Genomic DNA, 24082 nt, shown 5'->3' on the forward strand with positions numbered 1-24082 from the left:
CAAACCAGGAGCCAGACATGCCGCAGCCGCACGGCGACGCCGCCGAATTCCGTACCGAAAAGGACAGCATGGGTGAACTCCAGGTGCCGGTATCGGCGCTATGGGGCGCTCAGACCCAGCGGGCGGTCGAGAACTTTCCGATCTCGGACCTGCGGGCACCGCGCGCCTTCATCGAAGCGCTGGGGCGGATCAAGGGCGCGGCGGCGCAGGTCAACAGCGATCTGGACCTGCTCGACCGGGATCTGGCCACCGCCATCCGGCAGGCCGCCGACGCCGTGGCGGCAGGCGACCACGACGCCGAGTTCCCGGTGGATATCTTCCAGACCGGTTCGGGCACCTCGAGCAACATGAACGCCAATGAGGTGATTGCCCGACTGGCGTCCGATATTGCCGGCACGACGGTGCATCCCAATGACCACGTCAACATGGGGCAGAGCTCCAATGACGTGATTCCCACGGCCATCCATGTCAGTGCCGCCCTGCAGTGCGAAAAGCGGCTGCTGCCGGCGCTGCGGCATCTGCGTGACACGCTGCGGCGCAAGGGTGCCGAGCTGTCGGACGTGATCAAGACCGGCCGCACGCACCTGATGGATGCCATGCCGGTCAGTCTGGAACAGGAGCTGGGTGGCTGGGCGGCCCAGATCGATTCCGGGATCGCCCGGATCGAGGCGGCGCTGCCGCGCATCCGGCGCCTGGCGCAGGGCGGCACCGCGGTGGGCACCGGCATCAATGCCCATCCCGAATTCGGCGCGCGCTTCGCGCAGAATCTGGCCGCCGCCACGGATGTGGCCTTCGAGGCCAGCCCGGACTACTTCGAGAGCCTGTCGAGCCAGGATGCGGCGGTGGAGCTGTCGGGTCAGCTCAAGACCGTGGCGGTATCGATCATGAAGATCAGCAACGACCTGCGCTGGATGAACAGCGGACCGCTGGCCGGGCTGGGCGAGATTGCGCTGCCGGCGCTGCAGCCGGGCAGTTCCATCATGCCGGGCAAGGTCAATCCGGTGATTCCGGAGGCGGCGGCCATGGTCGCCGCCCAGGTGATCGGCAACGACACCACCATCACCGTGGCTGGCCAGAGCGGCAACTTCCAGCTCAACGTGATGCTGCCGGTGGTGGCCTACAACCTGCTACAGAGCATCGATCTGCTGGGCAATACCGCCACGGTGCTGGCGGACAAGGCCATTGCGGGCTTCACCGTCAATCAGGCGACCCTGGACCGGGCGCTGGCGAAGAACCCGATTCTGGTGACCGCCCTGAATGCGGTGATCGGCTACGAAAAGGGTGCGGCCATTGCCAAGAAGGCTTACGCCGAAGGCAAGCCGATCAAGGAGGTCGCCCTGGCCGAAACCGACCTGAGCGAAAGCGAGCTCGATCGTCTGCTGGATCCCGCCGATCTGGCGAGGGGTGGCATCAAGACCTGAGGTGCGCCCGGAGCAGCAGGCGCGATTCATTCGGCCTGTCTGATTTGTTGCCGTGCTTCGTCGCCCGTTGGCCGGATCAGTCGGGGATGAGCAGGCTGGCGCCGGTGGTCTTGCGCGCTTCGAGCGCGCGGTGGGCCCGGGCCGCCTCCGGTAACGGGAATTCCTGACCGATGCGCGCTGACAGGATGCCGGCCTCGACCGCGTCGAACAGCGCGCTGGCGCCGTCGAGCAGATCCTGCCGCTCACGGGTGTAGTCGAGCAGGCTGGGACGGGTGAAGAACAGCGAGCCGCGGCGCGCCAGTTCGGATGGTTCAAAGGCGGGGACCGGCCCGGAGGCGTTGCCGAAGCTGACCATCATGCCCAGCGGCGCCAGGCTGTCGAGCGAATCCTGGAAAGTGGCCGCGCCAACGCCGTCGTAGACCACGTCGACACCCCGCTTGCCGGCCGCGCGGCGAACCTGGGTGGCGATATTGCCGTCGCGGTACTGAATGACCTCGGCACAGCCGGCTTCGCGGGCGATGGCTGCCTTTTCCCGCGAGCCCGCCGTGCCGATCACCGTGGCGCCCAGATGTGTGGCCCAGGTGCACAACAGATAGCCGACACCGCCGGCGGCCGCGTGTACCAGCACCCGCTGACCCGGCTGGATCGCGAACGTGCGGAAGAGCAGGAAGTGGGCGGTCAGCCCCTTGAGCATCAGGGCGGCGGCGCTGCGGGCATCGACCGCGTCCGGCAGGGGCACCACCCGGTCGGCCGGCATCAGGCGCTCTTCGGCGTAGGCGCCCAGCGGTGCGCTGGCGTAGGCAACGCGGTCGCCAATGGCCAGATCGGTGACGCCATCCCCGATCGCGGTGATCTCCCCGGCGGCTTCCAGCCCGATGCCGCTGGGCAGCGACAGGGGATAGAGACCGGTGCGGTGGTAAATGTCGATGTAGTTCAGCCCTACCGCATGGTGGCGGATGCGGACTTCCCCGGGGCCGGGCTCGCCCGGCTCCGTGTCGATCCATTCCAGGACATCGGGGCCGCCGTTGCGGCGAATCTCACAGGTCAGTGTCATACCGGTAGCGCGTCGTGCGTGGCGCTGCCGAGCCTAGCAAACAGCGGGACCTGCTTGCCGCGTTGCCGGGGCCGTGCAAGCATTGGGTCATGACCCCACGCCGTGTGATGACACTGGGCCTGCTTGCTTCGGCGGCTGCGCTAGCCTTTGCGTACCTGCTGGAGTTTGGCTTCGGCCTGGAACCCTGTCCGCTGTGCATCTTCCAGCGGGTGGCGATGGCCGGCGTCGCCCTGGTTTGTCTGGCAGGAGCGCTGCATGGCCCCCTGGGCTGGGGCCGCCACGTCTACTTTCTGCTGGCGACGGCCTCGGCCGGTGTCGGGGCGGCGATTGCCGGACGCCACGTGTGGTTGCAGTCGCTGCCCGCCGACCAGGTGCCGGCCTGCGGGCCGGACCTGAACTACCTGCTGGACGTGATGCCCTGGGCCGAGGTGCTGGCGATGGTGCTGCGCGGCGACGCCAGCTGTGCCGATATCGACGCCGCATTCATGGGATTGTCGCTGCCGGCCTGGACGCTGGTCGGATTCGTGCTGCTGCTGGCCGGTCTGCTCTGGGGATGGCTGGCGGCCCGGCGCGCCGCCTGATTCGACCTGCTTCATTTCTTCGATTCGAGAGCTGTATTTCATGACCGACATCCTGCCGACCACCGATCTCTGCGACCGCTACGCCGACCAGCTCCAGATTGCCGAGCCGCTGTTCGGGGACTTCGGCGGTCGCCTGGCCTTCGCCGGACCGATCAGCACGGTGAAGTGCTTCGAGGACAATTCCCTGGTGCGGGCGGCGCTCGAGGAACCCGGCGAGGGACGGGTGCTGGTGGTTGATGGCGGGGCATCCGACCGTTGCGCGCTGCTCGGTGACAATCTTGCCCAGTTGGCCATCGACAATAACTGGGGCGGTGTCGTGGTGTATGGCTGCATCCGTGATTCGGCAGACATCGGCGAGATGGACGTGGCGGTCAAGGCGCTGGCCACGCATCCGTTGAAGTCGAACAAGCGGGATCTCGGGGATCGCGACGTGCTGGTGCGCTTCGCCGGCGTGGCATTCCGGCCCGGCGCGTGGATCTGCGGCGACGCCGACGGCATGGTCCTGGCAGCCAAAGAGTTGTCTTTGTAGAGAATTTCTGGCTGTTGGCCGGCGGCGTGACACCGGCCTGTAAAAATTATTTTCAACCGGTATAATGCGCGGCCGTGAAATCGGATGCTGCGCTGCAATAACCGGTTTCGCATTCGCGGACAACACCAATCTCCGAGCGAGTGAATACGGGTGTGGATCATTCGGCGCGTACCTCCTGGCAGCCGGTGACCCGTGAACAGCACCCATCGACAGACCCCCTTGAAGAGGCATAGATCGGACATGAACAGAACCGAGCAGATCCAGGCGATCGAAAAGGAGTGGGCGGAAAGCCCGCGCTGGAAAAATGTGAAGCGCACCTACAGCGCCGAGGACGTGGTCCGGCTGCGCGGCTCCGTGGTGCCCGAAGCCACCTACGCGCGCAACGGGGCGGAGAAGCTCTGGAAGCTCGTCAACGAGGAAGACTACGTCAACTGTCTCGGTGCCCTGACCGGCGGCCAGGCGCTGCAGCAGGTCAAGGCCGGCGTCAAGGCGATCTATCTGTCCGGCTGGCAGGTGGCTGCTGACGCCAACACCGGCGAGACCATGTATCCCGACCAGTCGCTGTACCCGGTCAACTCGGTGCCGACGGTGGTCAGCCGCATCAACAACGCCTTCGCCCGCGCGGACCAGATTCAGTGGGGCAAGGGCGTGAACCCGGGTGATCCCGAGTTCATCGACTATTTCGCGCCGGTCGTGGCCGACGCCGAAGCCGGTTTCGGCGGCGTGCTCAACGCCTACGAACTGATGAAGGGCATGATCGAGGCGGGCGCCGCCGGCGTGCACTTCGAGGATCAGCTGGCGTCCGTGAAGAAGTGCGGCCACATGGGCGGCAAGGTGCTGGTGCCGAGCCAGGAGGCCGTGCAGAAACTGGTCGCCGCGCGCCTGGCCGCCGACGTGATGGGCACGCCCACCATCGTGCTGGCCCGCACCGATGCCAACGCCGCCGATCTGCTGACCTCCGACGTCGACGACTACGACAAGGAGTTCATCACCGGCGAGCGCACCGCGGAAGGTTTCTACCGCACCCGCGCCGGCATCGACCAGGCCATCAGCCGCGGTCTGGCCTATGCGCCGTTCGCCGACATGGTGTGGTGTGAAACCGCCGTGCCGGATCTGGACGAGGCCAAGAAGTTTGCCGAGGCCCTGCACGCCGAGTACCCGGAACAGCTGCTGGCCTACAACTGCTCGCCGTCGTTCAACTGGAAGAAGAACCTGGACGATGCCACCATCGCCAAGTTCCAGCGCGAGCTGGGCGCGATGGGCTACAAGTACCAGTTCATTACCCTCGCCGGTATCCACAACATGTGGTACAACATGTTCGATCTGGCGCAGAACTACGTGAAAGACGGCATGACCGCCTACGTGAACATGGTTCAGGAGCCGGAGTTCGCCGCAAAGGATCGCGGCTACACCTTCTCCAGTCATCAGCAGGAAGTGGGCACCGGCTACTTCGATGATGTCACCAACGTAATCCAGGGCGGCGTGTCCAGCGTCACCGCCCTGACCGGTTCGACCGAGGAAGCCCAGTTCTAGGCAACCCGCGTCCAACCGCGTGAAATCGAGGCCCGGCGGGATACCCCCGTCGGGCCTTTTTCGTTTGGCCTCGCCGGCCCAGTATCGGCCGGCGCCGGGCTGGTCAATTTCGCGTTCCGGTCGATAACCGATCGGACCGACCGGGTCATCCGGTTTACAATACGGCGAAAGGTTTCGTCGGGGATCACGCCATGATTCGATTGCTGCTCGTGGACGACCACCACCTGGTAAGGGGCGGGATGCTGAGCCTGCTGTCCGGGGAATCGGATTTCGAGGTGGTCGGGGAGGCCGGCAATGGTGAAGACGCCCTGCGTCTGGCCCGTGAACTGAACCCCGACGTGGTTCTCATGGACATCAACATGCCCGGCATGGGTGGCATCGAAGCCACCCGGCGGTTGCTGTCCTCGCATCCGTCGATGAAAGTCATCGCGGTGTCGATGTACCAGGACGAGCCCTATCCCTCGCGCCTGCTCGAGGCCGGTGCCATGGGCTATCTGTCCAAGGACAGCGCGGCCGCCGAGGTGGTGGCCGCGGTGCGTCAGGTCCATGCGGGCAAGAGCTACGTGGCGGCGAGTATTGCCAGTCAGCTGGCGGTGTCGCTGATCAAGGGCAGTGGTGGTTCGCCGTTCGATCAGCTCTCCCAACGCGAGATGCAGGTGGTGCTCATGGTGACCCGCGGCACCAGTACGCAGGCGATCTCCGACAGCCTCTGCCTGTCACCAAAGACGGTCAGCACCTATCGCTACCGGGTATTCGAGAAACTGGGCGTGTCGAACGATGTCGAGCTTACGCGCATGGCCATGCGGTACGGACTGCTCGAGGACCGTTCCGACGCCGCCAGCGCCTGAACGCCGGGTGTGCGCTGCATTACTGCGCAGTATTCGCCGCCGGTAAGCCGGCGTGCGCCAGCCTGACGACGTCATGGCGGTACCCGCGCCGGATTGTCCGCACTGCCCGCGGCTGGTCGACCTGCGTCGGGAGGTCGCCAGCCGTCATCCCGAGTACCACGCGGCGCCGGTGCCGGCCTTCGGTCCGGCGAACGCCGAGCTGCTGATCGTGGGCCTGGCACCGGGCATGCACGGCGCCAACGCCACCGGGCGACCGTTTACCGGTGACTACGCCGGGGTGCTGCTGTATCGAACGCTCCACGATTTCGGCTTCGCCGATCGGCCGCATTCCCGGCACCGCGATGACGGTCTGACGCTGCTGGACTGCCGCATTACCAACGCCGTCAAATGCCTGCCGCCGGGCAATCAGCCGACCGGCGGTGAAGTCAGCGCCTGCAACCCGTTTCTGGCGGCGGAACTGCGGGCGCCGCGGTTGCTGCTGGCGCTGGGCGGCGTCGCGCACCGGGCGGTGATCCGGGCCCTGGGTCTGCGGCAGAAGGACTGGTCATTCGGTCATGCCGCCGAACACTGGCTGCCGGACGACCGGCTGCTGCTCGACAGCTATCACTGCAGTCGCTACAACACCCATACCCGCCGTCTGACCGAACCGATGTTCCGTGCGGTGTTCGCGCGGGCGCGGGCAGTTCTCGATTCGTGAGCGCCGAGGCCTTCGATCCGCGCCGTTACGCCGGCCAGCTGACCGCGCGCCCGGGTGTCTACCGGATGATCGATGCCGAGGGCGAGGTCCTCTACGTCGGCAAGGCCAAGAATCTGCGCAAGCGGGTGTCCAGCTACTTTTTGCGCGCCAGTGGCAACCCCCGCATCGAATCGATGCTGGATCAGGTGGCCGACATCGAAGTTACGGTTACCCATACCGAGGACGAGGCGCTGCTGCTCGAGTCCACGCTGATCAAGAAGATTCGGCCGCGCTACAACGTCTATCTGCGTGACGACAAGAGCTACCCGTATCTGCGCATCACCGGCGATCACAGCTTTCCCCGGGTGACCTTCCATCGGGGTTCGCGCAAGGTTTCCGGACGCCTGTTCGGGCCGTTTCCCAGCGGCTCGGCGGTGCGCCAGACGATGACGACCATCCACAAGCTGTTCCGGCTGCGCAACTGCGACGATACCTACTTTGCCAATCGCTCCCGGCCATGCCTGCAGTATCAGATCAAGCGCTGCTCCGCTCCCTGCGTCGGTTACATCGACGAAGCCAGTTATGCGCGAGACGTGGCCGATGCCACCGACCTGCTGGAGGGCCGCAACGAGCGTCTGGTTTCCCGCCTGATCAAGCAGATGGAAACCGCCTCCAGCCGCCTGGAATTCGAGCAAGCGGCCGCCACCCGCGAAAAGATCGCCGCCGTTCGACGGCTTCAGGAGCAGTCCCATGTCGTGGGCGGGAAGGGCGATTTCGACATCATCGTCTGCGCCAGTGGCGGCGGGATTGCCTGCGCCGTGGTGGTGAGCGTGCGCGGGGGCATGCACCTGGGGCACCAGAGCTTCTACCCGAGCCTGCCCGACGGCACCGAGCCTGCCGAGCTGACCGAGGCATTCATCGGCCAGTACTACCTGGAGCGAAAACCGCCGCCGGAGATTCTGGTTGGCGTCGAACCGGGGGATCGCGAGTGGCTGGAACAGAGTCTGAGTGAACGGGCCGGTCGGCGCGTGTCGGTGCGTTACCGACTGCGCGGGCGCCGGGCGCGGCTGCGGGACAATGCCAGCGCCACGCTGGAACAGGCGCTGGAATCGCGGCTGGCCACGCGGGCCGGGGTACGAGATCGCCTGCTGGCGCTGCAGGAGGCCCTGGCACTGGCGGCACCGCCAATGCGCATGGAGTGTTTCGACATCAGCCATACCGGCGGCGAACGCACCGTCGCCTCGTGCGTGGTGTTCGAGGGCGGGGCGGCGAAGAAAGCGGCCTACCGACGATTCAATATCGAGGACATCGAGCCCGGCGATGATTACGCCGCGATGCGCCAGGCGCTGGAGCGGCGGTTTCGCCGGCTCAAGCGCGGCGAGGCGCCAATGCCGGACCTGCTGCTGATCGACGGTGGCAAGGGCCAGCTCGCCCAGGCGGAAAGCGTATTGCAGGAACTCGAACTGGCGGACGTACCCGTGGTGGCGGTGGCCAAGGGCAGCGAACGCAAGGCCGGACGGGAACAGCTGTTTTTGCCGAGGCAGAGCCAGCCCCATATACTTCCGCCAAACTCCCCGGCTCTGCACCTGATCCAGCAGATTCGCGACGAGGCACACCGCTTCGCCGTTGCCGGCCATCGCGGCCGGCGCGACAAGGCGCGTCAGCAGTCGCCGCTGGATCATATCGACGGACTGGGTCCGATCCGGCGCAAACGGTTGCTGCGTGCGTTCGGCGGCACCCGCCAGATTGCGCGCGCCGGGGTACGCGACCTGGAGCGCGTGGAAGGGATCAGCCGGGCCATGGCGCAGCGGATCTATGAGCATTTTCATCAGGCGGGATAACGGCGTTTTCGCATGCAACTCAATCTGCCCACATGGCTGACGCTGTTTCGGCTGGTAATGATTCCGGTGGTGGTGATCCTGCTCTGCCTGAGCTTTCCGGGCCGGGATTTCCTGGCGGCCGGCGGTTTCGCCGCAGCGCTGATCACCGACTGGTTCGACGGCTGGCTGGCGCGGCGCTGGGATCAGGCCTCCGCGTTCGGCGCTTTTCTGGATCCGGTGGCGGACAAGCTGCTGGTATGTGCGCTGCTGGTGATGCTGGTATTCCATGACCCGCGCGTAGTGGTGGCGATTCCGGCCGTGATCATCGTGGGGCGCGAGATCACCGTATCGGCGCTGCGCGAATGGATGGCCGAACTGGGCAAGCGCCAGTCGGTGGCGGTCGGATCGCTGGGCAAGTACAAGACCGCGATCCAGATGACGGCGATCCTGGTAATGCTGCTGGACCTTGGTCAGCCGCGGGGTTTGCTCTACGCGGCCGGTCTGGTCCTGTTGGGCATCGCGGCGGCGCTCACGGTGTGGTCGATGGTGGCCTACCTGCGGGCGGCCTGGCCGCATTTGCGGGATTGAGGACTCTCCGGTTCATTCCAGGAACCTTGACACGTGCGCTGCACGCCCTAGAATACGCGGCGAATTAGGCGGGAATAGCTCAGTGGTAGAGCACAACCTTGCCAAGGTTGGGGTCGCGAGTTCGAATCTCGTTTCCCGCTCCAGTTTGCAATGCGACTGCAGCGATCAAGCCTCGTCCCGACGGTCGGGGCTTTTTCGTTGATGCCGGTGAGATAGGCTGTATCCAGCGGTCGCAATAGACGAAGACAGCTGATTTTGGCCTGGTGGCAGAGTGGGTGAGCCGGAAACAGACGAATCACGGATTCGTCCCGGCAAACGCTCGCGGCAGGACGCCGCGGGCCGGGTTTCTTGGTGAGGCCACGACGGCCGAACCTAGAAACTGCGCGCCGCGATTGACCGGCCGACAGCGTATAACGAAGATAACCGACTTTGGCCTGGTGGCAGAGTGGTGATGCAGCGGCCTGCAAAGCCGCGTACCTCGGTTCGATTCCGGGCCAGGCCTCCACCTTTTCCTTGCCGTTCCCCCGCGGCCCTGTCGCGCCACCGCCGGTGCGGCCTGCGCTAGAATAATCGCAGGCCCAGGTGGCGAAACCGGTAAACGCTGCGGACTTAAAATCCGCTGGTAGTAATACCTTGTGGGTTCGAGTCCCACCCTGGGCACCAAGGCATGGGGCGGTTGCCCGCGCGGGTGCCGCATCCACCGCCTGTTGTTTGCAGGGAATCCTTGATTTGACGCAATCCAGTGCAGGACTGACCGTGCAATCGCTGGCCTGTGCGCGGGGCCGCCGGGTGCTGTTCGAGCAGCTCGACATGACGCTGATGCCGGGCCAGGCGGTGCGGGTGACCGGTGACAACGGGCGCGGCAAGACCACGTTGTTGCGCACCCTTGCCGGTCTGCGTCTGCCCCATGCGGGCAGGGTGTGCTGGGCGGGCCGGGACGTGCACACGGAGGACGCCTTCGCCGACGGCGATCTGCTGTATCTGGGCCACGAAAATGCCCTCAATCCCGATCTCACGGCGGTGGAAAACCTGACTGCCCTGCGAGCCCTGCACGGTTGCCGCGGCGACATCCGGGCCGGTCTGCAGCGCTTCGGTGTAGAGGCGACCGCCGATCGCCCCTGCCGGACGTTGTCCGCCGGCCAGCGCCGGCGCAGCGCGCTGGCCCGGCTGTGTCTGGATGGCGCCAGACTGTGGTTGCTCGACGAGCCGGCAGCGGCGCTGGACGCAGCGGCCCGACAGGTGCTCGGTGACGTGATCGGCGCGCATGTGGCTGCCGGCGGTCTGGCCTTGTTCACCACCCATGAGGCGCTGGAGATCCCGCAAACCCCGGTTCGATCGCTGACGCTATGAGCGGATTTCTGGCCATGCTCCGGCGCGACCTGCTGTTGCTTGCCCGTCAGCGCGGCGAGGCGGTGCACCACGTGCTGTTCTTTCTGCTGCTGGTGGCACTGTTTCCGCTGGGCACGCGACCGGCGCCGGATCTGCTGCTGTCGGTGGCCCCGGCGCTGATGTGGATGGCGGCACTGCTGGCCGCGCTGCTGTCGCTCGACCGCCTGTTCCGCCCCGATCTGGAAGACGGCACGCTGGAACAGCTGCTGCTGTCGCGCGAGCCGCTGGCGCTGCTGGTGCTGGCCAAGGTGGCAGCCTACTGGCTCGGGGGCGGGCTGATCTTCGTGCTGGTTTCACCGCTGGTGGCTCTGCTTCTGGGGGTATCGGCCCAGGCCATTCCGATTATCATGCTGAGCTTGTTACTGGGTACGCCGGTGCTGGGCCTGATCGGCGCCATCGGTGTGGCGCTCACACTCGGCCTGCAGCGGGCCGGGGTGCTGCTGAGTCTGCTGGTGTTCCCGCTCTATGTGCCGGTACTCATTTTCGGGGCCGGCGCCATGCAGGCGGCAATCGAGGGATTGTCCGCCGCCGGGCCGCTCTACATGCTGGGCGGTCTTCTGCTGCTGGCGATGTCGCTGGCACCACTGGCCGCCGCAGCGGCCCTCAGAATCAGTCTGGAGTAGGGATCGCGTGCACGACCGGGTTGTCTGTAGATGCTGATGCGCTGGTTTCACCAACTGGGGTCGCCGCCGTATTTTCAGTCGCTGGCGCGGCGCCTGTCGCCGTGGCTGGCGGTGCCGGCGGTTCTGCTGACCGCGTGGGGCTTCTACGCCGGCCTGGTGCATGCACCGCCGGACTACCAGCAGGGCGACGCCTTCCGCATCATCTACGTGCACGTGCCGGCCGCCTGGCTGTCGCTGTTCGTGTATACCGCCATGGCGGTGGCCGGGGCCGTCGCGCTGGTCTGGCGGATGAAGGTGGCCGAGGCCTTCGTGATTGCCGCGGCGCCGATCGGTGCCAGCTTTACCTTCCTGGCTCTGGTCACGGGGTCGATCTGGGGCAAGCCGATGTGGGGTACCTGGTGGGTCTGGGACGCGCGGCTCACCTCCGAACTGATCCTGCTGTTTCTCTACCTCGGCGTGATTGCGCTGGAAAACGCGATCGAGGAACCCCGCAGCGCCGCCCGTGCCGCATCCCTGCTGGCCATTGTGGGCGTAGTCAACGTGCCGATCATCCACTACTCGGTGGAGTGGTGGAATACACTGCATCAGGGCCCGACGGTGACCCGCTTCGACGCGCCCGCCATCGAGTGGTCGATGTTGCTGCCGCTGCTGGTCAGCGCACTGGGATTCACGCTGCTGTTCGCGTGGCTGGTGCTGGTGCGCATGCGGGTGGTGCTGCTGCGGCGCGAGGCCGGTTCGCGCTGGGTCCGGGAATGGTTGCAGAACCCATGAGCGATTGGTGGTCGATGGGCGGTTACGGTGCCTACGTGTGGAGCAGTTTCGGCATTGCCGCGGTCGTACTGGTCTGGAACATGCTCTGGCCCTACGTACAGTTGAGGCAGTTGCGCCGACGGCTGCGCCAGGAGGAGGAACAGGTTTGACCCCGAAACGACGCCGGCGACTGACGCTGGTGGGACTGTTGCTGCTGGGTATCGGCGGCGCGGTTGCCCTGATGCTCACCGCGTTCAATGAGAACCTGATGTATTTCTATCAGCCCAGCATGGTGGCCGCCGGCGAGGCGCCGCAGGGGGCGCGATTCCGTATCGGCGGCCTGGTGGAAACGGGCAGTGTGGAGCGGGCCGACGATGGTCTGCTGGTGCAGTTCACCCTGGCCGACTGCGATGCCGCGGTGCCGGTCCGCTATCGCGGTATCCTGCCGGACCTGTTTCGCGAAGGGCAGGGCATCGTCGCCTACGGACAACTGGACGAACAGGGCGTGTTTGCCGCCGACGAGGTGCTGGCCAAGCACGACGAGAACTACATGTCACCGGAAGTGGAGGAAGCCCTGAGCAAGCCGGATGGCCAGTCCTGCATGCCGGCCAGCATGGGTGCCTCGCTGTGATCGTCGAGCTGGGTCATTTCGCCCTGGTGCTGGCCCTGTGCCTGTCATTGGTGCAGGCGGTGGTGCCGATGCTGGGGTATCGCACCGGACGGACCGATCTGATGGGCATGGCCATGCCGGCGGCCTCCGGGCAGTTCGTGTTCCTGGCCCTGGCGTTCGCGGCACTGGGCTGGGCGTTCCTGCAGAACGACTTCTCGGTGGCGTATGTCGCCGCCAATTCCAATACCGAGCTTCCCTGGTATTACCGCCTGGCCGCCATCTGGGGTGCCCATGAGGGGTCGCTGCTGTTGTGGGTGACCATGCTGGCGGGCTGGAGTCTGGCCGTTGCCGCCTTCAGCCGTTCCCTGCCCACTGATGTCGCTGCCTGCGTGCTGGCGGTCATGGGCATGGTCAGTGTGGGCTTTCTGCTGTTCACGCTGGGCACGTCCAATCCGTTCGAACGACTGTTTCCGGCTGCGGCCGAGGGTCGTGACCTGAATCCGCTGCTGCAGGATCCGGGGCTGATCATCCATCCGCCGCTGCTCTACATGGGCTATGTGGGCTTTGCGGTGGCGTTCGCGTTTGCCATTACCGCCCTGATCACCGGCCGGGTCGACAGCGCCTGGACTCGCTGGACCCGCCCGTGGACCACCGCGGCCTGGCTGTTTCTTACCATCGGCATCACCCTGGGCAGCTGGTGGGCCTACAACGAACTCGGCTGGGGCGGCTGGTGGTTCTGGGACCCGGTGGAGAACGCGTCCTTCATGCCCTGGCTGGTGGGCACCGCGCTGATCCATTCCCTGGCGGTGACCGAGAAACGCGGCATCTTCCAGAGCTGGACCGTGTTGCTGGCGATCAGCGCGTTCGCGCTGTCGCTGCTGGGCACGTTCCTGGTGCGTTCCGGCGTGCTGGTGTCGGTACATGCCTTTGCCACCGATCCGGCCCGCGGCGTCTACATCCTGCTGTTCTTCGCCGTGGTGGTAGGTGGCTCGCTGCTGCTCTACGCGGCCCGGGCACCGAAACTTGCTCGCGGGGACACGCCCGTCAAGGCGCTCTCGCGCGAGGGCCTGCTGCTGCTCAACAACCTTTTTCTGGTGGTGTCGGCGGCGGCCGTACTGCTGGGCACGCTCTATCCGCTGGTGGCGGATGCCCTGGGTCTGGGCCGGATCTCGGTGGGACCGCCGTACTTCAATACCGTGTTCGTGCCGCTGACCGTGCCGCTGGTCATTCTCTGCGGCTTCGGCGGCGCAATGGCCTGGAAGCGCACCCGCTGGCAGGTGTTGCGTGACCGGCTCTGGCTGCCGGCGCTGGCTGCAACCGTTGCCGGCGTGGGCCTGTCCTGGGTGACACTGGGCACCGGCGGGGTGGTAGCGACGGCCGGCTGCATGGTCGGTTTCTGGGCCATTGCCACGGCCATGGAGGAGCTCTGGTACCGCCGCCGCACCAGCTGGTCCCGCGGCGTGCTGGGCATGACCATGGCGCACGCCGGCGTGGGCGTGATGGTGATCGGCATCACCCTGGTTACCGCGTTCGGCCTGGATCGGGATGCCAGTCTGGCGGTGGGCGAAAGCAAGACGATGGCCGGCTACCGGTTCACCTTCGAGGGCACCGAGGAGCAGTCGGGACCCAACTACGTCGCGCAGGTCGGCCACGTCGCCATTAGCGATGGGGATGGCAATGCCATCGCGACCGTGCATCCGGAAAAACGGCGCTATCCCACCCGCGGCAACGTGATGACCGAATCCGGTGTGCACAGCAATCTGTTCCGGGATCTGTACGTGTCGCTGGGCGAGCCTCTGCAGCAGGGCGGCTGGTCGCTGCGCCTGTTCTACCGGCCATTCGTGCTATGGATATGGCTGGGCGGGCTGCTGATGATGCTGGGGGGCATCCTGGCGACGACCGATCCCCGCTATCGACGCCTGCGTCAGCGCGAACGCCAGCGGGCCGACAGCCACGCCGTCGCCGCCGGCGCCTGATGCGGCTCAGCTTTGTCCTCCCCGCGCTGGTCGTGGTGGTCCTGATCGGGCTGCTCGGCTACGGCCTGACGCGCAATCCGTCGGAACTGCCGTCGGCGCTGCTGGATCAGCCGGCGCCGGCTTTTTCCGTGGCGCGTCTCGAGGCGCCCGATCAGTTGATTACCCAGGAGGCGTTTGCCGGCCGGGTCGCGGTGTTCAATGTCTGGGCCAGCTGGTGCGTGGCCTGCCGGGCCGAACATGCACTGATCGAGGAACTTGCCGAGCGTGGCGAGGTGGCCGTTTACGGCCTGAATTACAAGGACGATCGGGCCACGGCGATGCAGTGGCTGGATCGCTATGGCGACCCGTTCGTGGCCAGCGCCTTCGACCCGCAGGGGCAGGTCGGCATCGACTACGGTGTGGCGGCGGTGCCGGAGACTTTCATTATCGATGCCGAGGGCATCATCCGTTTCAAACAGGTGGGCCCGGTGGACCGCGAGACGCTGGAGCAGACGCTACTGCCGCTGGTGGCGCGACTGAAGGAGGAGGCTGCGTGAAGGTCGTTGTGTCGGTGCTTTTTCTCATTTTCAGCAGCATCGCCGCGGCAGCGCCGCCCGCCCTGGACGAGGCGCAGACCCATCGTTACCACCAGCTGATCGATCAGGTACGTTGCCTGGTCTGCCAGAACCGCACCATCGCCGAATCCGACGCGCCGCTGGCGGCGGATCTGCGCGACATCATCGGCCGGCAGATCGCTGCCGGGCGCTCCAACGAGGAGATCAAGAATTATCTGGTGCAACGCTACGGTGAATGGGTGCTGTACAAGCCGCGTTTCTCGGCCGCCACCTGGATTTTGTGGCTGGGTCCGGCGGCACTGCTGCTGGCGGCGCTGGTGAGCGCGATACTGCTTTGGCGGCGGACCGGGCGGCGCGCCGAGCCGCCGGCACCGGATGAAGACTCGCTGGCACGGATTCTCGACGATGAGCGTCGGTCATGATCGTGTGGTTCTGGGTGCTGGCCGGACTGATGGCGGTGATCGCGGCGGGCGGCCTGTTATGGCCGCTCTGGCGGGCGGGATGGCGCGGCAGTTCGCGGCGCGAAGCCAATATCCAGGCCTATCGTGACCGTGTTCGCGAGCTTGACGCCGAGGTGGCGAGTGGCCGCATATCCGAGGAGGAGGCGGCGTCGCTCAAGGCCGAACTGGGCCGACGTCTGGTGCATGAAGCTGGCGACGAGGAAGCGTCGGCGACGCCGGTCCGAGTTCGACCCTGGGGCACCTCGCTGTGTCTGATCCTGCTGGTGCCGGTGCTGGCAGTCATCGTTTACGGGTCGGTTGGCGAATGGCAGCTGGCCACCGGTAATGACCAGCCGCCGCTGCCGGTGATGATCGAACGCCTGGAATCCCGGCTTGCCAGCCGCCCGGAGGATGCCCGGGCCTGGATGTTTCTCGGGCAGGCTTATTCCAGTCAGGAACGGCCGGCCGACGCGGCCGAGGCCTTCCGGCGTGCCAACGAGCTGGTCGAGCAGCCGGAGGCGTCCCTGCTGGTGCGTGAGGCCGAGGCGTTGGCCACCGCCAACGGCGGGCAGCTTCAGGGTCGGGCACAGGCGCTGTTCGATCAGGCGCTGGAACAGGATCCCGACAATGGCCTGGCACTCTGGTATGCCGGGATGGCAGCGATCCAGTCGGAGCAACCGCAGGACGCCCGGCTCCACTGGCAGCGACTGCTTAAACAGGATCTGCCCGACGATTTCCGGGCGGTGGTCGAACGCAGCCTTGAACGGATTGATGCAGCGCCGCAATCGGGCTCCTGACGCGGTTGTCACCCCCCGGGAAACGGGTTAGGGTCGCCGGCGTCACCCCCGCACGACGCCCGCGCATGGCCGACGCCACCGTTATCGAACTCGATCGACTGCCCGCCATCGTTCCCACCTATCTGCGTGCCGCGCTCACCTTCAGCGGCGGGCTGGGTCCCGACGCCACGATCCCCGACATTGAATGCCGCGTGCCCGGCGTATCGATCGACCCGGATCTGCTGCAACGCTACGCCGAGGTCTGCGGGTTCTCGCCGGACAGCGACGACGTACCGATCACGCTGCCGCACGTGCTGGCGTTCCCGGTTCACATGGCCGTGCTCACGCACCGTGAATTCCCGCTCAAGCTGCTGGGACTGGTGCATGTGCGCAATCGCATCACCCAGCACCGCGCGCCGGCGGTCGGGGAAGCGCTGGATCTGGTGGTGCGTGTCGGCGGTCATCGGGATGTGCACAACGGCATCGAGTTCGACATGGAAACGGTGATGACCGACGCTTCGGGCAACACCGTCTGGGATTCGACCAGCACCATGCTCTCCCGCGGTAGTGGCAAGGGTCGGCGTTCGGGACGGGGCGACAAGTCGCCACCGTCGATACCGGAACAGGGTCGCTACGGGCGCTGGGAAGCACCCGCCGATATCGGCCGGCGCTACGCCGGGGTGGCGGGCGACGTCAATCCGATTCATCTGTCCGCGTTGTCGGCCAAGCTGTTCGGCTTTCCGCGGGCGATTGCGCACGGTATGTGGCTCAAGGCGCGGACAGCTGCGGAGATACAGGCCGAGCTACCGGATGGCGCGCATACCCTGGAAGTCGCCTTCAAGCGGCCGGTGCTGCTCCCGGGTTCGGTGATGCTCAAGTACGATGCGGGCGAGACTGGAATCGAATTTGCACTGATCAAGCCTGATTCGGACATCGTGCACATGACCGGATCCGTGCGCCACACATGATTGGTGTTGGCGCCCGTTGACGGTTCCCGCGCACCAGAAAGGAACAGCCATGCGAATCCGTAAAGCCGTTTTCCCGGTGGCGGGGCTGGGGACTCGCTTCCTGCCGGCGACCAAGGCCAGCGCCAAGGAAATCCTGCCGGTGGTGGACAAGCCACTGGTGCAGTACGCGGTGAAGGAGGCGATTGCCGCGGGCGCCGAGGAAATGGTGTTCATCACCAGCCACACCAAGAACTCGATCATGGATCACTTCGATCGGGACTACGAGCTGGAGGCAATCCTCGAAGCCAAGGGCAAGGAGGACCTGCTGGCGGCAGTGCGCGACGTGCTGCCAAAGGGCATTACCTGCGTGTACATCCGCCAGCCCGATCAGATGGGCCTGGGCCACGCCATTTCCTGCGCATTCCCGGCGGTGGGGGATCAGGATTTCGCGGTGATCCTGGCAGACGACCTGATCGCCGGCGGTTCGCAACCCTGCCTGGCGCAGATGCAGCGGGTATATCAGTCCTACGGCGCCAGCGTGCTGGCGGTGCAGCGGGTGCCCTGGGAGGAGACCTACAAATACGGGATCGTCGAGGTCGAACCGGTGGGACCCGGCCTGTCGGAGATCAAGTCCATCGTGGAGAAGCCGGATCCGAAGGAAGCGCCATCGAATCTGGCGGTGGTGGGTCGCTACATTCTCACGCCGCGCATTTTCCGGCTGATTGATCGCACCCAACCTGGGGCCGGGGGTGAAATTCAGCTGACCGATGCGATCGAGGCGTTGCTCAAGGAGCAGACGGTGATGGCCTACGAGTTCGAAGGCAAGCGCTACGACTGCGGCAGCAAACTGGGTTATTTGCAGGCGAATGTGGAGATGGGCCTGCAGCATCCGGAAATCGGTGCCTCGTTTCGCGCCTATCTGCGGGGCCTCGACCCGGCGCTGCTGGCCGACCCTGATGGCGGCAACCATACGAATGGGTAAGTCCCTGCCAGTGGCGAGTTTGTTATCATCCGCGCCAGGGCAATGCGGCGCCGGTACGCATTGCTGTCGTTGCCTCCTTCCGGGGTGATTCCGGCCCCCCGGCCAGCGGATCCGCCGCCGCCATGAAGAGCGAGCTCAACGAGAAGTTTCTCCGGAATTCCCCGCTGTTCGGCGCCAATGGCGCCTATATCGAAGACTATTACGAACAGTTCCTGAAGGACCCCGAGTCGGTCGAGCCATCCTGGCGCGAGTACTTCCGGGGCCTCAACGGCGACGGCCGGGCAGATATCGCCCATACGCCGATCCGCGATTCCTTCGTCGACACCTCGGCCAGTGCCGGCCAGGGCGCCGCGCCGCGCACCGCCATGGCCCCCCAGGCGGCGCAGAAGCAGGCCGGGGTGCTGCGGCTGATCAACTATTACCGTGTGCGCGGCCACCAGAGCGCGCAGCTGGATCCGCTGGGCCTGTTCGAACCGCCCGCGGTCCCCGATCTCGACCCGGCCTTTCACGGCCTGGGCGAGGCGGATATGGACGCGACCTTCAATACTGGTTCGCTGTTTGCGCCTGACGAGATGTCCCTGCGCGACATCATCCAGCTCTGCAAGCGGGTCTACACCGGCACTATTGGTGCCGAATACATGTACATCACCGATACGCGCCAGAAGCGCTGGATTCAGCGGCGTCTGGAAGCCTCGGTGCAGGAGCCGCCGCTATCCGCGGAAGCCAAGCTCGAAGCCCTGCGCCAGCTGACCGCAGCCGAGGGCATCGAGCGCTATCTGCATACCAAGTATGTCGGCCAGAAGCGCTTCTCGCTCGAGGGCGCGGACAGCCTGATCCCGATGCTGGACGCGATCGTGCGTACGGCCGCGGGCTATCGTATCGACGAGGCGGTGATCGGCATGGCCCATCGCGGGCGGCTGAACGTGCTGGTCAACATCCTCGGCAAGTCGCCGCAGGAGCTGTTCTCCGAGTTCGAGGGCGATGTCGACCTGGACCGGCTGGATCTGTCGGGCGATGTGAAGTACCACCTCGGGTTCTCCACCGACGTGGAGATCGCCGATGCCCGCATGCATCTGGTGCTGGCGTTCAACCCGTCGCACCTGGAAGCGGTGAATCCGGTGGTGCAGGGCTCGGTCAAGGCGCGCCAGGATCGGCGCGACGATGATGACGGCGACACCGTTCTGCCGGTGCTGATCCACGGCGATGCCTCGTTCGCTGGACAGGGCATCGTGATGGAGACGCTGCAGCTGTCCCAGGCCAAGGGTTACGCCACCGGCGGCACGGTGCACGTCATCGTCAACAACCAGCTCGGGTTCACCATGCAGAGCCCGATTGCCGTCCAGCCGGGCGAGAGTTCACGCACCTCCCAGTACTGCACGGATATCGCCAAGATGCTGGAGGCGCCGGTATTCCACGTGAACGCCGACGATCCGGAGGCGGTGGTCTTCGTCAGCCAGCTGGCGGTGGATTACCGCGCCGCCTTCGGCAAGGACGTGATCATCGACCTGGTCTGCTATCGCCGCCATGGTCATAACGAGGCCGACGAGCCGGCCGTGACCCAGCCGCTGATGTATCAGAAGGTCAAGGAAAGCCCGACGGCCCGGGCCAAGTTCGCCAAGCGCCTGGTCGACGAGGGTGTGGTGGAGGCATCCGAGCCTGATCGCCTGTTCGAGGCCTATCGCGAGGGACTGTCCGAGGGCCGCAACATCTTTCGCGCCACGCTCGGGCTAGTCGGCAACGACCACACCGTGGACTGGGCCCGGTACACCCGGCAGCACTGGTCCGACTGCGTGGATACCAGCGTTCCGCTCAAGACCCTCCGCCGTCTGTCGGACGAGTTGCTGACCTTCCCCGACGGTTTCGAACTGCACAAGCGGGTCCAGCGCATTGTCGAGGACCGGCGCAAGATGGCCGCCGGAGCGATCCCGGTGGACTGGGGCTTCGCCGAAACTCTGGCCTATGCCAGCTTGCTGGATGACGGCTTCGATGTGCGCCTGTCCGGCCAGGACTCCGGGCGCGGCACCTTCTTCCACCGTCACGCGGTGGTGCATAACCAGAAGGACGGCAGTTGCTTCGTGCCGTTGACCCAGGTGGGCCGCGATAACGCCCGCTTCACCGTCAACGACACGCTGCTGTCCGAGGCCGGGGTGCTGGGCTACGAGTACGGCTACGCCACCGCCGATCCGGAAGTGTTGGTGATCTGGGAAGCCCAGTTCGGCGATTTCGTCAACGGCGCCCAGGTGATCATCGACCAGTTCATAGCCAGCGGCAGGGCCAAGTGGGGCCGCCTGTGCGGGCTCACCATGTTCCTGCCTCATGGTTATGAGGGTCAGGGCCCGGAGCATTCCTCGGCGCGGCTCGAGCGCTTCCTGCAGCTGTGTGCCGAACGCCACATGCTGGTGGTGGTGCCTTCCACCCCGGCGCAATGGTTTCATCTGATTCGCCAGCAGATGGTGCGTGACCTGCGCATGCCGCTGGTGGTAATGACGCCCAAGAGCCTGCTGCGTCACCGGCTGTCGACCTCGACGCTGGACGACCTTACCGAGGGCCGCTTTCAGTTTCTGATCGACGAGTCGGCCGAGATCGACGACGACCGCATCAAGCGCGTGGTTTTCTGCAGCGGCAAGGTCTACTACGACCTCTATCAGGCCCGCGAGGAGCAGAAGCTGGACGACGTGGCGCTGGTACGCATCGAGCAGCTCTATCCGTTCCCGGCGGACGAGTATGCCGCGGCGATAGCCCGCTACCCGAATGCCACGCAGATCGTCTGGTGCCAGGAGGAACCCGAGAACCAGGGCGCCTGGTACCAGATCAAGCACAGACTGACCGTGCCGCTGGCGGGTAAACACACCCTGCTGTACGCCACCCGAGCCGGCTCTGCCAGCACCGCGGTTGGCTACCACAAGCTGCACGTCAAACAGCAGAAGGAGGTCGTCGACGCCGGGCTGCGCGGCGGCCTGGAACTGGTCGATCGCGGCAAGAGCCGCAACCGCAACGGCCGACAATCCCGCAAGAAGAAGTCATAAGGACGCCTCATGAGCATGGAGATCAAGGTTCCGGAACTGCCGGAATCCGTTTCGGAAGCAACTGTCGGTGAATGGCATGTGGCCGCCGGCGACAGCGTGGACCGCGACCAGAACGTGGTGGACCTGGAAACCGACAAGGTCATGCTGGAGGTCCCCGCCACTGCCGCCGGGACGATCAAGGAAATCCGTGTCGAAGCCGGCCAGACGGTCCATGCCGGCGACGTGCTGGCGATCGTCGAGGAAGGCGAGGGTGGTGCGGCCGGGGGCGCCGATGACACTTCGAGCGACGATGCCTCGCCAACGGCGTCCGATGAAGACACCGATGATGGCGAGGACAAGGACGACGGGGATCATCCAATCCCGAGTCCGGCTGCCCGCAAACTGATGGACGAGCACGGCCTGGCGGCCGGCGACGTCAAGGGCAGCGGCAAGGACGGCCGCATCACCAAGGGGGATGTGCTGTCCGCGGTGGAAGACAAGCCGGAGGCGCCGGCGCCTGCCAAATCGAAGCCGCAGGCAGAGCCCGCCGCCGACACGGACAAGGCACCGGCCAGCGCCGACAAGGCGGATCAGGCAGCGATCAAGGCCGGCGCGGGCGAACGGCTGGAACAGCGTGTGCCCATGACCCGCATCCGGGCCCGCATCGCCGAGCGTCTGCTCGAGGCCACCCAGAGCACCGCCATGTTGACCACCTTCAACGAGGTGGACATGCAGGCGGTCACCGACGTGCGGGATCGTTACAAGGAGAAGTTCGAGAAGGATCACGACGTCCGGCTGGGCTTCATGTCCTTCTTCGTCAAGGCGGCGGTGGAAGCCCTCAAGCGTTTCCCGGTGGTCAACGCCTCGATCGACGCCGAGGACATCGTCTACCACGGCTACTACGACGTGGGCATTGCGGTGTCCTCGCCGCGCGGTCTGCTGGTGCCGATCCTGCGCGATGCCGACCAGCTCAGCTATGCGGAAATCGAATCGAGCATCCGCAGCCTCGGCAAGCGCGCGCAGGAAAGCAAGATCACCATGGATGAACTGTCCGGCGGCACCTTTACCATCACCAATGGCGGCGTGTTCGGCTCCATGCTGTCCACGCCCATCCTGAATCCGCCGCAGAGCGCGATTCTGGGCATGCATGCGGTCAACGACCGGCCGATGGTGGTCGACGGCGAGATCCGCGTGCGGCCGATGATGTATCTGGCGCTGTCCTACGATCACCGCATCATCGACGGGCGTGACGCCGTGCTGTTCCTGCGCACCATCAAGGAACTGATCGAGGATCCGGCCCGTCTGCTGCTGCAGATCTAGTCCGGTCTCACGAATCTCGCGCCGGGTGCCGCGCCGTGCGGCCCGCGCCCACAGGAACTGCTTATGAGCGACAAGTACGACGTCATTGTCATCGGCGCCGGGCCGGCCGGCTACGTCGCCGCAATCCGCGCCGCCCAGCTGGGCATGCGGGTCGGCTGTATCGACCGCTGGCTGGATGATCAGGGTGATCCGTCCTTGGGCGGCACCTGCCTGAATGCCGGCTGCATTCCCTCCAAGGCGCTGCTGGAATCCTCCGAACTCTATCACCGGGCCCATCACGATTTCGCCGACCACGGGCTGGATATCAAGGATGTGACGATGGATATCGGCCGCATGCAGAAGCGGCGCGAGAAGATCGTTTCCCAGCTCACCGGCGGCATTGCCGGCCTGTTCAAGGCCAACGGCGTGGAATGGCTGCAGGGCAGCGGCAGCGTGGCCGATGCCGGCAAGGTGGCGTTCGAGCCGGTGGGCAAGAATGCCCGTAAGAAAACGCTTGAGGCGGACAACATCATCATCGCCAGCGGCTCGGAGCCGGTGGCGCTGGATATCGCCCCGTTCGACGATGAACGCATCCTGGATTCGCGCGGCGCGTTGACGCTGCCGGATGTACCCAAGCGCCTGGGCATCATCGGCGCCGGCTACATCGGGGTGGAACTGGGCAGCGTGTGGTCACGCCTGGGGGCGGAAACCGTGATTCTGGAAGCCCAGGAAAGTTTCATGCCCATCGCCGACACCCAGATTGCCCGCGAGGCCCTGCGCCAGTTCGGCAAGCAGGGCATGGATATCCGTCTCGGCGCCCGGGTGGTATCGGCGAAGGCCAAGACGGGCAAGTCTGGCAACGTGACCGTGCGCTACAGCGTGGACGGTGATGAAAACGAAGAGGTGTTCGACCGCCTGATCGTGGCCGTTGGCCGTCGTCCCTGCACCGACGGTCTGCTCGGCGGTGATGCCCAAGTGGAGCTGGATGACAAGGGATTCGTCTCGGTGGACGAGGAGTTTCGTACCAGCCTGCCGGGCGTATATGCGGTCGGCGACGTGATCGGCGGACCGATGCTCGCCCACAAGGGGATGGAAGAGGGTAGCGCGGTAGCCGAGATTCTCGCGGGACAGAAACCGCACGTGAACTACGAGACGGTGCCCTGTGTGGTCTACACCTCGCCGGAAATTGCCTGGGTCGGCAAGACCGAGGCCCAGGCCAAATCCGAGGGTATCGACTACCGCGTGGGAGCGATTCCGTTTGCCGCCAACGGTCGGGCCAAGGCGCTGGGGCAGGAAATCGGTCAGGTCAAGCTGATCGCCGATGCGAAGACCGACCGGATTCTGGGTGCGCACATGATCGGGCCCTATGTCTCCGAGTTGATTCAGGAAATCGTGGTGGCGATGGAGTTCCAGGCCTCCAGCGAGGACATCGCGCGCATCATCCACGGGCACCCGACGCTGTCCGAGAACGTCCACGAGGCAGCACTGGCCGTCGATGGCCGGCCGATTCACTTCGCGCCGAAGAAGCGGAAATAGGATTGGCAGGGCCGGCATCAGCCGGCCATCCGGGCAAGGTGAAACCGCCATTGCCCCGTTCGATACCGCAAGCGGGCTTCAAGTCCGCCCTGCACTCGACGGGGCCAAAGAAGCCGTAGCAGCGTGACTTCCGTTAAAATGGCGT

23 protein-coding genes and 3 tRNA genes are annotated in these 24082 nt (G+C 65.6%); 25 read left to right on the top strand and 1 reads right to left on the bottom strand.

The features are described from left to right. Window positions 1–17 precede the first annotated feature (17 nt). Window positions 18–1421 (top strand): class II fumarate hydratase, encoded by a 1404-nt coding sequence (locus RM532_RS11755; RefSeq protein WP_311653529.1) that lies wholly within the window; start codon window positions 18–20, stop codon window positions 1419–1421. Window positions 1422–1497: 76 nt separating this feature from the next. Here the strand turns inward: RM532_RS11755 and RM532_RS11760 are convergent, their stop codons facing one another. Next, a complete protein-coding gene (locus RM532_RS11760; RefSeq protein WP_311653530.1) occupies window positions 1498–2475 on the bottom strand; it encodes a quinone oxidoreductase family protein in 978 nt (325 codons plus the stop codon). A gap of 89 nt (window positions 2476–2564) precedes the next feature. On the opposite strand from RM532_RS11760, the gene RM532_RS11765 reads away from it, so the two are divergent. The 24 genes from RM532_RS11765 to lpdA all read left to right on the top strand — a co-directional run bounded on the left by RM532_RS11765 (window position 2565) and on the right by lpdA (window position 23937). Further along, window positions 2565–3056 carry a disulfide bond formation protein B gene (locus RM532_RS11765; RefSeq protein WP_311653531.1) on the top strand — a complete coding sequence of 164 codons (492 nt, stop codon included), beginning with the start codon at window positions 2565–2567 and terminating at the stop codon, window positions 3054–3056. 40 nt (window positions 3057–3096) lie between these two features. Beyond that, entirely contained in the window at window positions 3097–3585 is a 489-nt protein-coding gene (gene rraA, locus RM532_RS11770) for a ribonuclease E activity regulator RraA (RefSeq protein WP_311653532.1), read from the top strand. 240 nt (window positions 3586–3825) lie between these two features. Continuing rightward, window positions 3826–5118: an isocitrate lyase gene (aceA, locus tag RM532_RS11775; RefSeq protein ID WP_311653533.1), complete on the top strand. Its 1293-nt coding sequence runs from the start codon at window positions 3826–3828 to the stop codon at window positions 5116–5118. Window positions 5119–5309: 191 nt separating this feature from the next. Next, window positions 5310–5966: a response regulator gene (locus tag RM532_RS11780; RefSeq protein ID WP_311653534.1), complete on the top strand. Its 657-nt coding sequence runs from the start codon at window positions 5310–5312 to the stop codon at window positions 5964–5966. A gap of 73 nt (window positions 5967–6039) precedes the next feature. Continuing rightward, window positions 6040–6663, top strand: coding sequence for a uracil-DNA glycosylase (locus RM532_RS11785; protein WP_349255315.1), 624 nt, complete (start codon window positions 6040–6042; stop codon window positions 6661–6663). Then, the gene (gene uvrC, locus RM532_RS11790; RefSeq protein ID WP_311653536.1) at window positions 6660–8483 is read left to right on the top strand and encodes an excinuclease ABC subunit UvrC; all 1824 of its coding nucleotides are present in this window, start codon (window positions 6660–6662) and stop codon (window positions 8481–8483) included. Before RM532_RS11785 ends, uvrC begins: the two co-directional genes overlap by 4 nt. A gap of 12 nt (window positions 8484–8495) precedes the next feature. Further along, window positions 8496–9050, top strand: a complete 555-nt coding sequence (gene pgsA, locus RM532_RS11795) for a CDP-diacylglycerol--glycerol-3-phosphate 3-phosphatidyltransferase (RefSeq protein WP_311653537.1) — start codon at window positions 8496–8498, stop codon at window positions 9048–9050. A 68-nt stretch (window positions 9051–9118) separates the two neighbouring features. Beyond that, a tRNA-Gly gene (locus RM532_RS11800) sits at window positions 9119–9193 on the top strand. Window positions 9194–9481: 288 nt separating this feature from the next. Further along, window positions 9482–9555 (top strand) — tRNA-Cys (locus tag RM532_RS11805). Window positions 9556–9626: 71 nt separating this feature from the next. Further along, window positions 9627–9713, top strand: a tRNA-Leu gene (locus tag RM532_RS11810). Between the two features lie 66 nt (window positions 9714–9779). Next, window positions 9780–10400, top strand: a complete 621-nt coding sequence (ccmA, locus tag RM532_RS11815) for a cytochrome c biogenesis heme-transporting ATPase CcmA (RefSeq protein ID WP_311653538.1) — start codon at window positions 9780–9782, stop codon at window positions 10398–10400. Then, complete coding sequence (ccmB, locus tag RM532_RS11820) at window positions 10397–11062, top strand: heme exporter protein CcmB (protein ID WP_311653539.1); 666 nt, start codon at window positions 10397–10399, stop codon at window positions 11060–11062. The genes ccmA and ccmB overlap by 4 nt, the downstream gene beginning before the upstream one ends. A gap of 36 nt (window positions 11063–11098) precedes the next feature. Further along, window positions 11099–11833, top strand: coding sequence for a heme ABC transporter permease (locus RM532_RS11825; RefSeq protein WP_311653540.1), 735 nt, complete (start codon window positions 11099–11101; stop codon window positions 11831–11833). Then, window positions 11830–11982 carry a heme exporter protein CcmD gene (gene ccmD, locus RM532_RS11830; RefSeq protein WP_311653541.1) on the top strand — a complete coding sequence of 51 codons (153 nt, stop codon included), beginning with the start codon at window positions 11830–11832 and terminating at the stop codon, window positions 11980–11982. Before RM532_RS11825 ends, ccmD begins: the two co-directional genes overlap by 4 nt. Beyond that, on the top strand, window positions 11979–12443 hold the full coding sequence (gene ccmE / locus RM532_RS11835) for a cytochrome c maturation protein CcmE (protein WP_311653542.1): 465 nt from the start codon (window positions 11979–11981) through the stop codon (window positions 12441–12443). The genes ccmD and ccmE overlap by 4 nt, the downstream gene beginning before the upstream one ends. Beyond that, entirely contained in the window at window positions 12440–14398 is a 1959-nt protein-coding gene (locus RM532_RS11840; protein WP_311653543.1) for a heme lyase CcmF/NrfE family subunit, read from the top strand. The genes ccmE and RM532_RS11840 overlap by 4 nt, the downstream gene beginning before the upstream one ends. After that, the gene (locus RM532_RS11845) at window positions 14398–14934 is read left to right on the top strand and encodes a DsbE family thiol:disulfide interchange protein (RefSeq protein WP_311653544.1); all 537 of its coding nucleotides are present in this window, start codon (window positions 14398–14400) and stop codon (window positions 14932–14934) included. The genes RM532_RS11840 and RM532_RS11845 overlap by 1 nt, the downstream gene beginning before the upstream one ends. Beyond that, the gene (locus tag RM532_RS11850) at window positions 14931–15374 is read left to right on the top strand and encodes a cytochrome c-type biogenesis protein (RefSeq protein WP_311653545.1); all 444 of its coding nucleotides are present in this window, start codon (window positions 14931–14933) and stop codon (window positions 15372–15374) included. Before RM532_RS11845 ends, RM532_RS11850 begins: the two co-directional genes overlap by 4 nt. Further along, window positions 15371–16189 (top strand): c-type cytochrome biogenesis protein CcmI, encoded by an 819-nt coding sequence (ccmI, locus tag RM532_RS11855; protein ID WP_311653546.1) that lies wholly within the window; start codon window positions 15371–15373, stop codon window positions 16187–16189. Before RM532_RS11850 ends, ccmI begins: the two co-directional genes overlap by 4 nt. Window positions 16190–16254: 65 nt before the next feature. Further along, window positions 16255–17136, top strand: coding sequence for a MaoC/PaaZ C-terminal domain-containing protein (locus RM532_RS11860; protein WP_311653547.1), 882 nt, complete (start codon window positions 16255–16257; stop codon window positions 17134–17136). 49 nt (window positions 17137–17185) lie between these two features. Continuing rightward, on the top strand, window positions 17186–18097 hold the full coding sequence (gene galU, locus RM532_RS11865; protein WP_311653548.1) for a UTP--glucose-1-phosphate uridylyltransferase GalU: 912 nt from the start codon (window positions 17186–17188) through the stop codon (window positions 18095–18097). Window positions 18098–18219: 122 nt separating this feature from the next. Then, a complete protein-coding gene (locus RM532_RS11870) occupies window positions 18220–21123 on the top strand; it encodes a 2-oxoglutarate dehydrogenase E1 component (RefSeq protein ID WP_311653549.1) in 2904 nt (967 codons plus the stop codon). Window positions 21124–21132: 9 nt separating this feature from the next. Further along, window positions 21133–22422, top strand: coding sequence for a 2-oxoglutarate dehydrogenase complex dihydrolipoyllysine-residue succinyltransferase (odhB, locus tag RM532_RS11875; RefSeq protein ID WP_311653550.1), 1290 nt, complete (start codon window positions 21133–21135; stop codon window positions 22420–22422). Between the two features lie 63 nt (window positions 22423–22485). Continuing rightward, complete coding sequence (gene lpdA / locus RM532_RS11880) at window positions 22486–23937, top strand: dihydrolipoyl dehydrogenase (protein WP_311653551.1); 1452 nt, start codon at window positions 22486–22488, stop codon at window positions 23935–23937. Window positions 23938–24082 lie beyond the last annotated feature (145 nt).

It is taken from the genome of Spectribacter hydrogenoxidans (assembly GCF_031846275.1).
Classification (GTDB): Bacteria; Pseudomonadota; Gammaproteobacteria; order Nevskiales; family Salinisphaeraceae; genus Spectribacter; species Spectribacter hydrogenoxidans.

What these genes read in the sequence shown, in the direction of transcription:
- RM532_RS11780 (WP_311653534.1), top strand. Translation starts at nt 5,310, where the DNA reads ATGATTCGATTGCTGCTCGTGGACGACCACCACCTGGTAAGGGGCGGG.
- aceA (WP_311653533.1), top strand. Translation starts at nt 3,826, where the DNA reads ATGAACAGAACCGAGCAGATCCAGGCGATCGAAAAGGAGTGGGCGGAA.
- RM532_RS11870 (WP_311653549.1), top strand. Translation starts at nt 18,220, where the DNA reads ATGAAGAGCGAGCTCAACGAGAAGTTTCTCCGGAATTCCCCGCTGTTC.
- ccmB (WP_311653539.1), top strand. Translation starts at nt 10,397, where the DNA reads ATGAGCGGATTTCTGGCCATGCTCCGGCGCGACCTGCTGTTGCTTGCC.
- RM532_RS11760 (WP_311653530.1), bottom strand. Translation starts at nt 2,475, where the DNA reads ATGACACTGACCTGTGAGATTCGCCGCAACGGCGGCCCCGATGTCCTG.
- ccmI (WP_311653546.1), top strand. Translation starts at nt 15,371, where the DNA reads ATGATCGTGTGGTTCTGGGTGCTGGCCGGACTGATGGCGGTGATCGCG.
- galU (WP_311653548.1), top strand. Translation starts at nt 17,186, where the DNA reads ATGCGAATCCGTAAAGCCGTTTTCCCGGTGGCGGGGCTGGGGACTCGC.
- rraA (WP_311653532.1), top strand. Translation starts at nt 3,097, where the DNA reads ATGACCGACATCCTGCCGACCACCGATCTCTGCGACCGCTACGCCGAC.
- RM532_RS11860 (WP_311653547.1), top strand. Translation starts at nt 16,255, where the DNA reads ATGGCCGACGCCACCGTTATCGAACTCGATCGACTGCCCGCCATCGTT.
- odhB (WP_311653550.1), top strand. Translation starts at nt 21,133, where the DNA reads ATGAGCATGGAGATCAAGGTTCCGGAACTGCCGGAATCCGTTTCGGAA.
- RM532_RS11845 (WP_311653544.1), top strand. Translation starts at nt 14,398, where the DNA reads ATGCGGCTCAGCTTTGTCCTCCCCGCGCTGGTCGTGGTGGTCCTGATC.
- RM532_RS11755 (WP_311653529.1), top strand. Translation starts at nt 18, where the DNA reads ATGCCGCAGCCGCACGGCGACGCCGCCGAATTCCGTACCGAAAAGGAC.
- RM532_RS11785 (WP_349255315.1), top strand. Translation starts at nt 6,040, where the DNA reads ATGGCGGTACCCGCGCCGGATTGTCCGCACTGCCCGCGGCTGGTCGAC.
- RM532_RS11765 (WP_311653531.1), top strand. Translation starts at nt 2,565, where the DNA reads ATGACCCCACGCCGTGTGATGACACTGGGCCTGCTTGCTTCGGCGGCT.
- RM532_RS11825 (WP_311653540.1), top strand. Translation starts at nt 11,099, where the DNA reads ATGCGCTGGTTTCACCAACTGGGGTCGCCGCCGTATTTTCAGTCGCTG.
- ccmD (WP_311653541.1), top strand. Translation starts at nt 11,830, where the DNA reads ATGAGCGATTGGTGGTCGATGGGCGGTTACGGTGCCTACGTGTGGAGC.
- pgsA (WP_311653537.1), top strand. Translation starts at nt 8,496, where the DNA reads ATGCAACTCAATCTGCCCACATGGCTGACGCTGTTTCGGCTGGTAATG.
- lpdA (WP_311653551.1), top strand. Translation starts at nt 22,486, where the DNA reads ATGAGCGACAAGTACGACGTCATTGTCATCGGCGCCGGGCCGGCCGGC.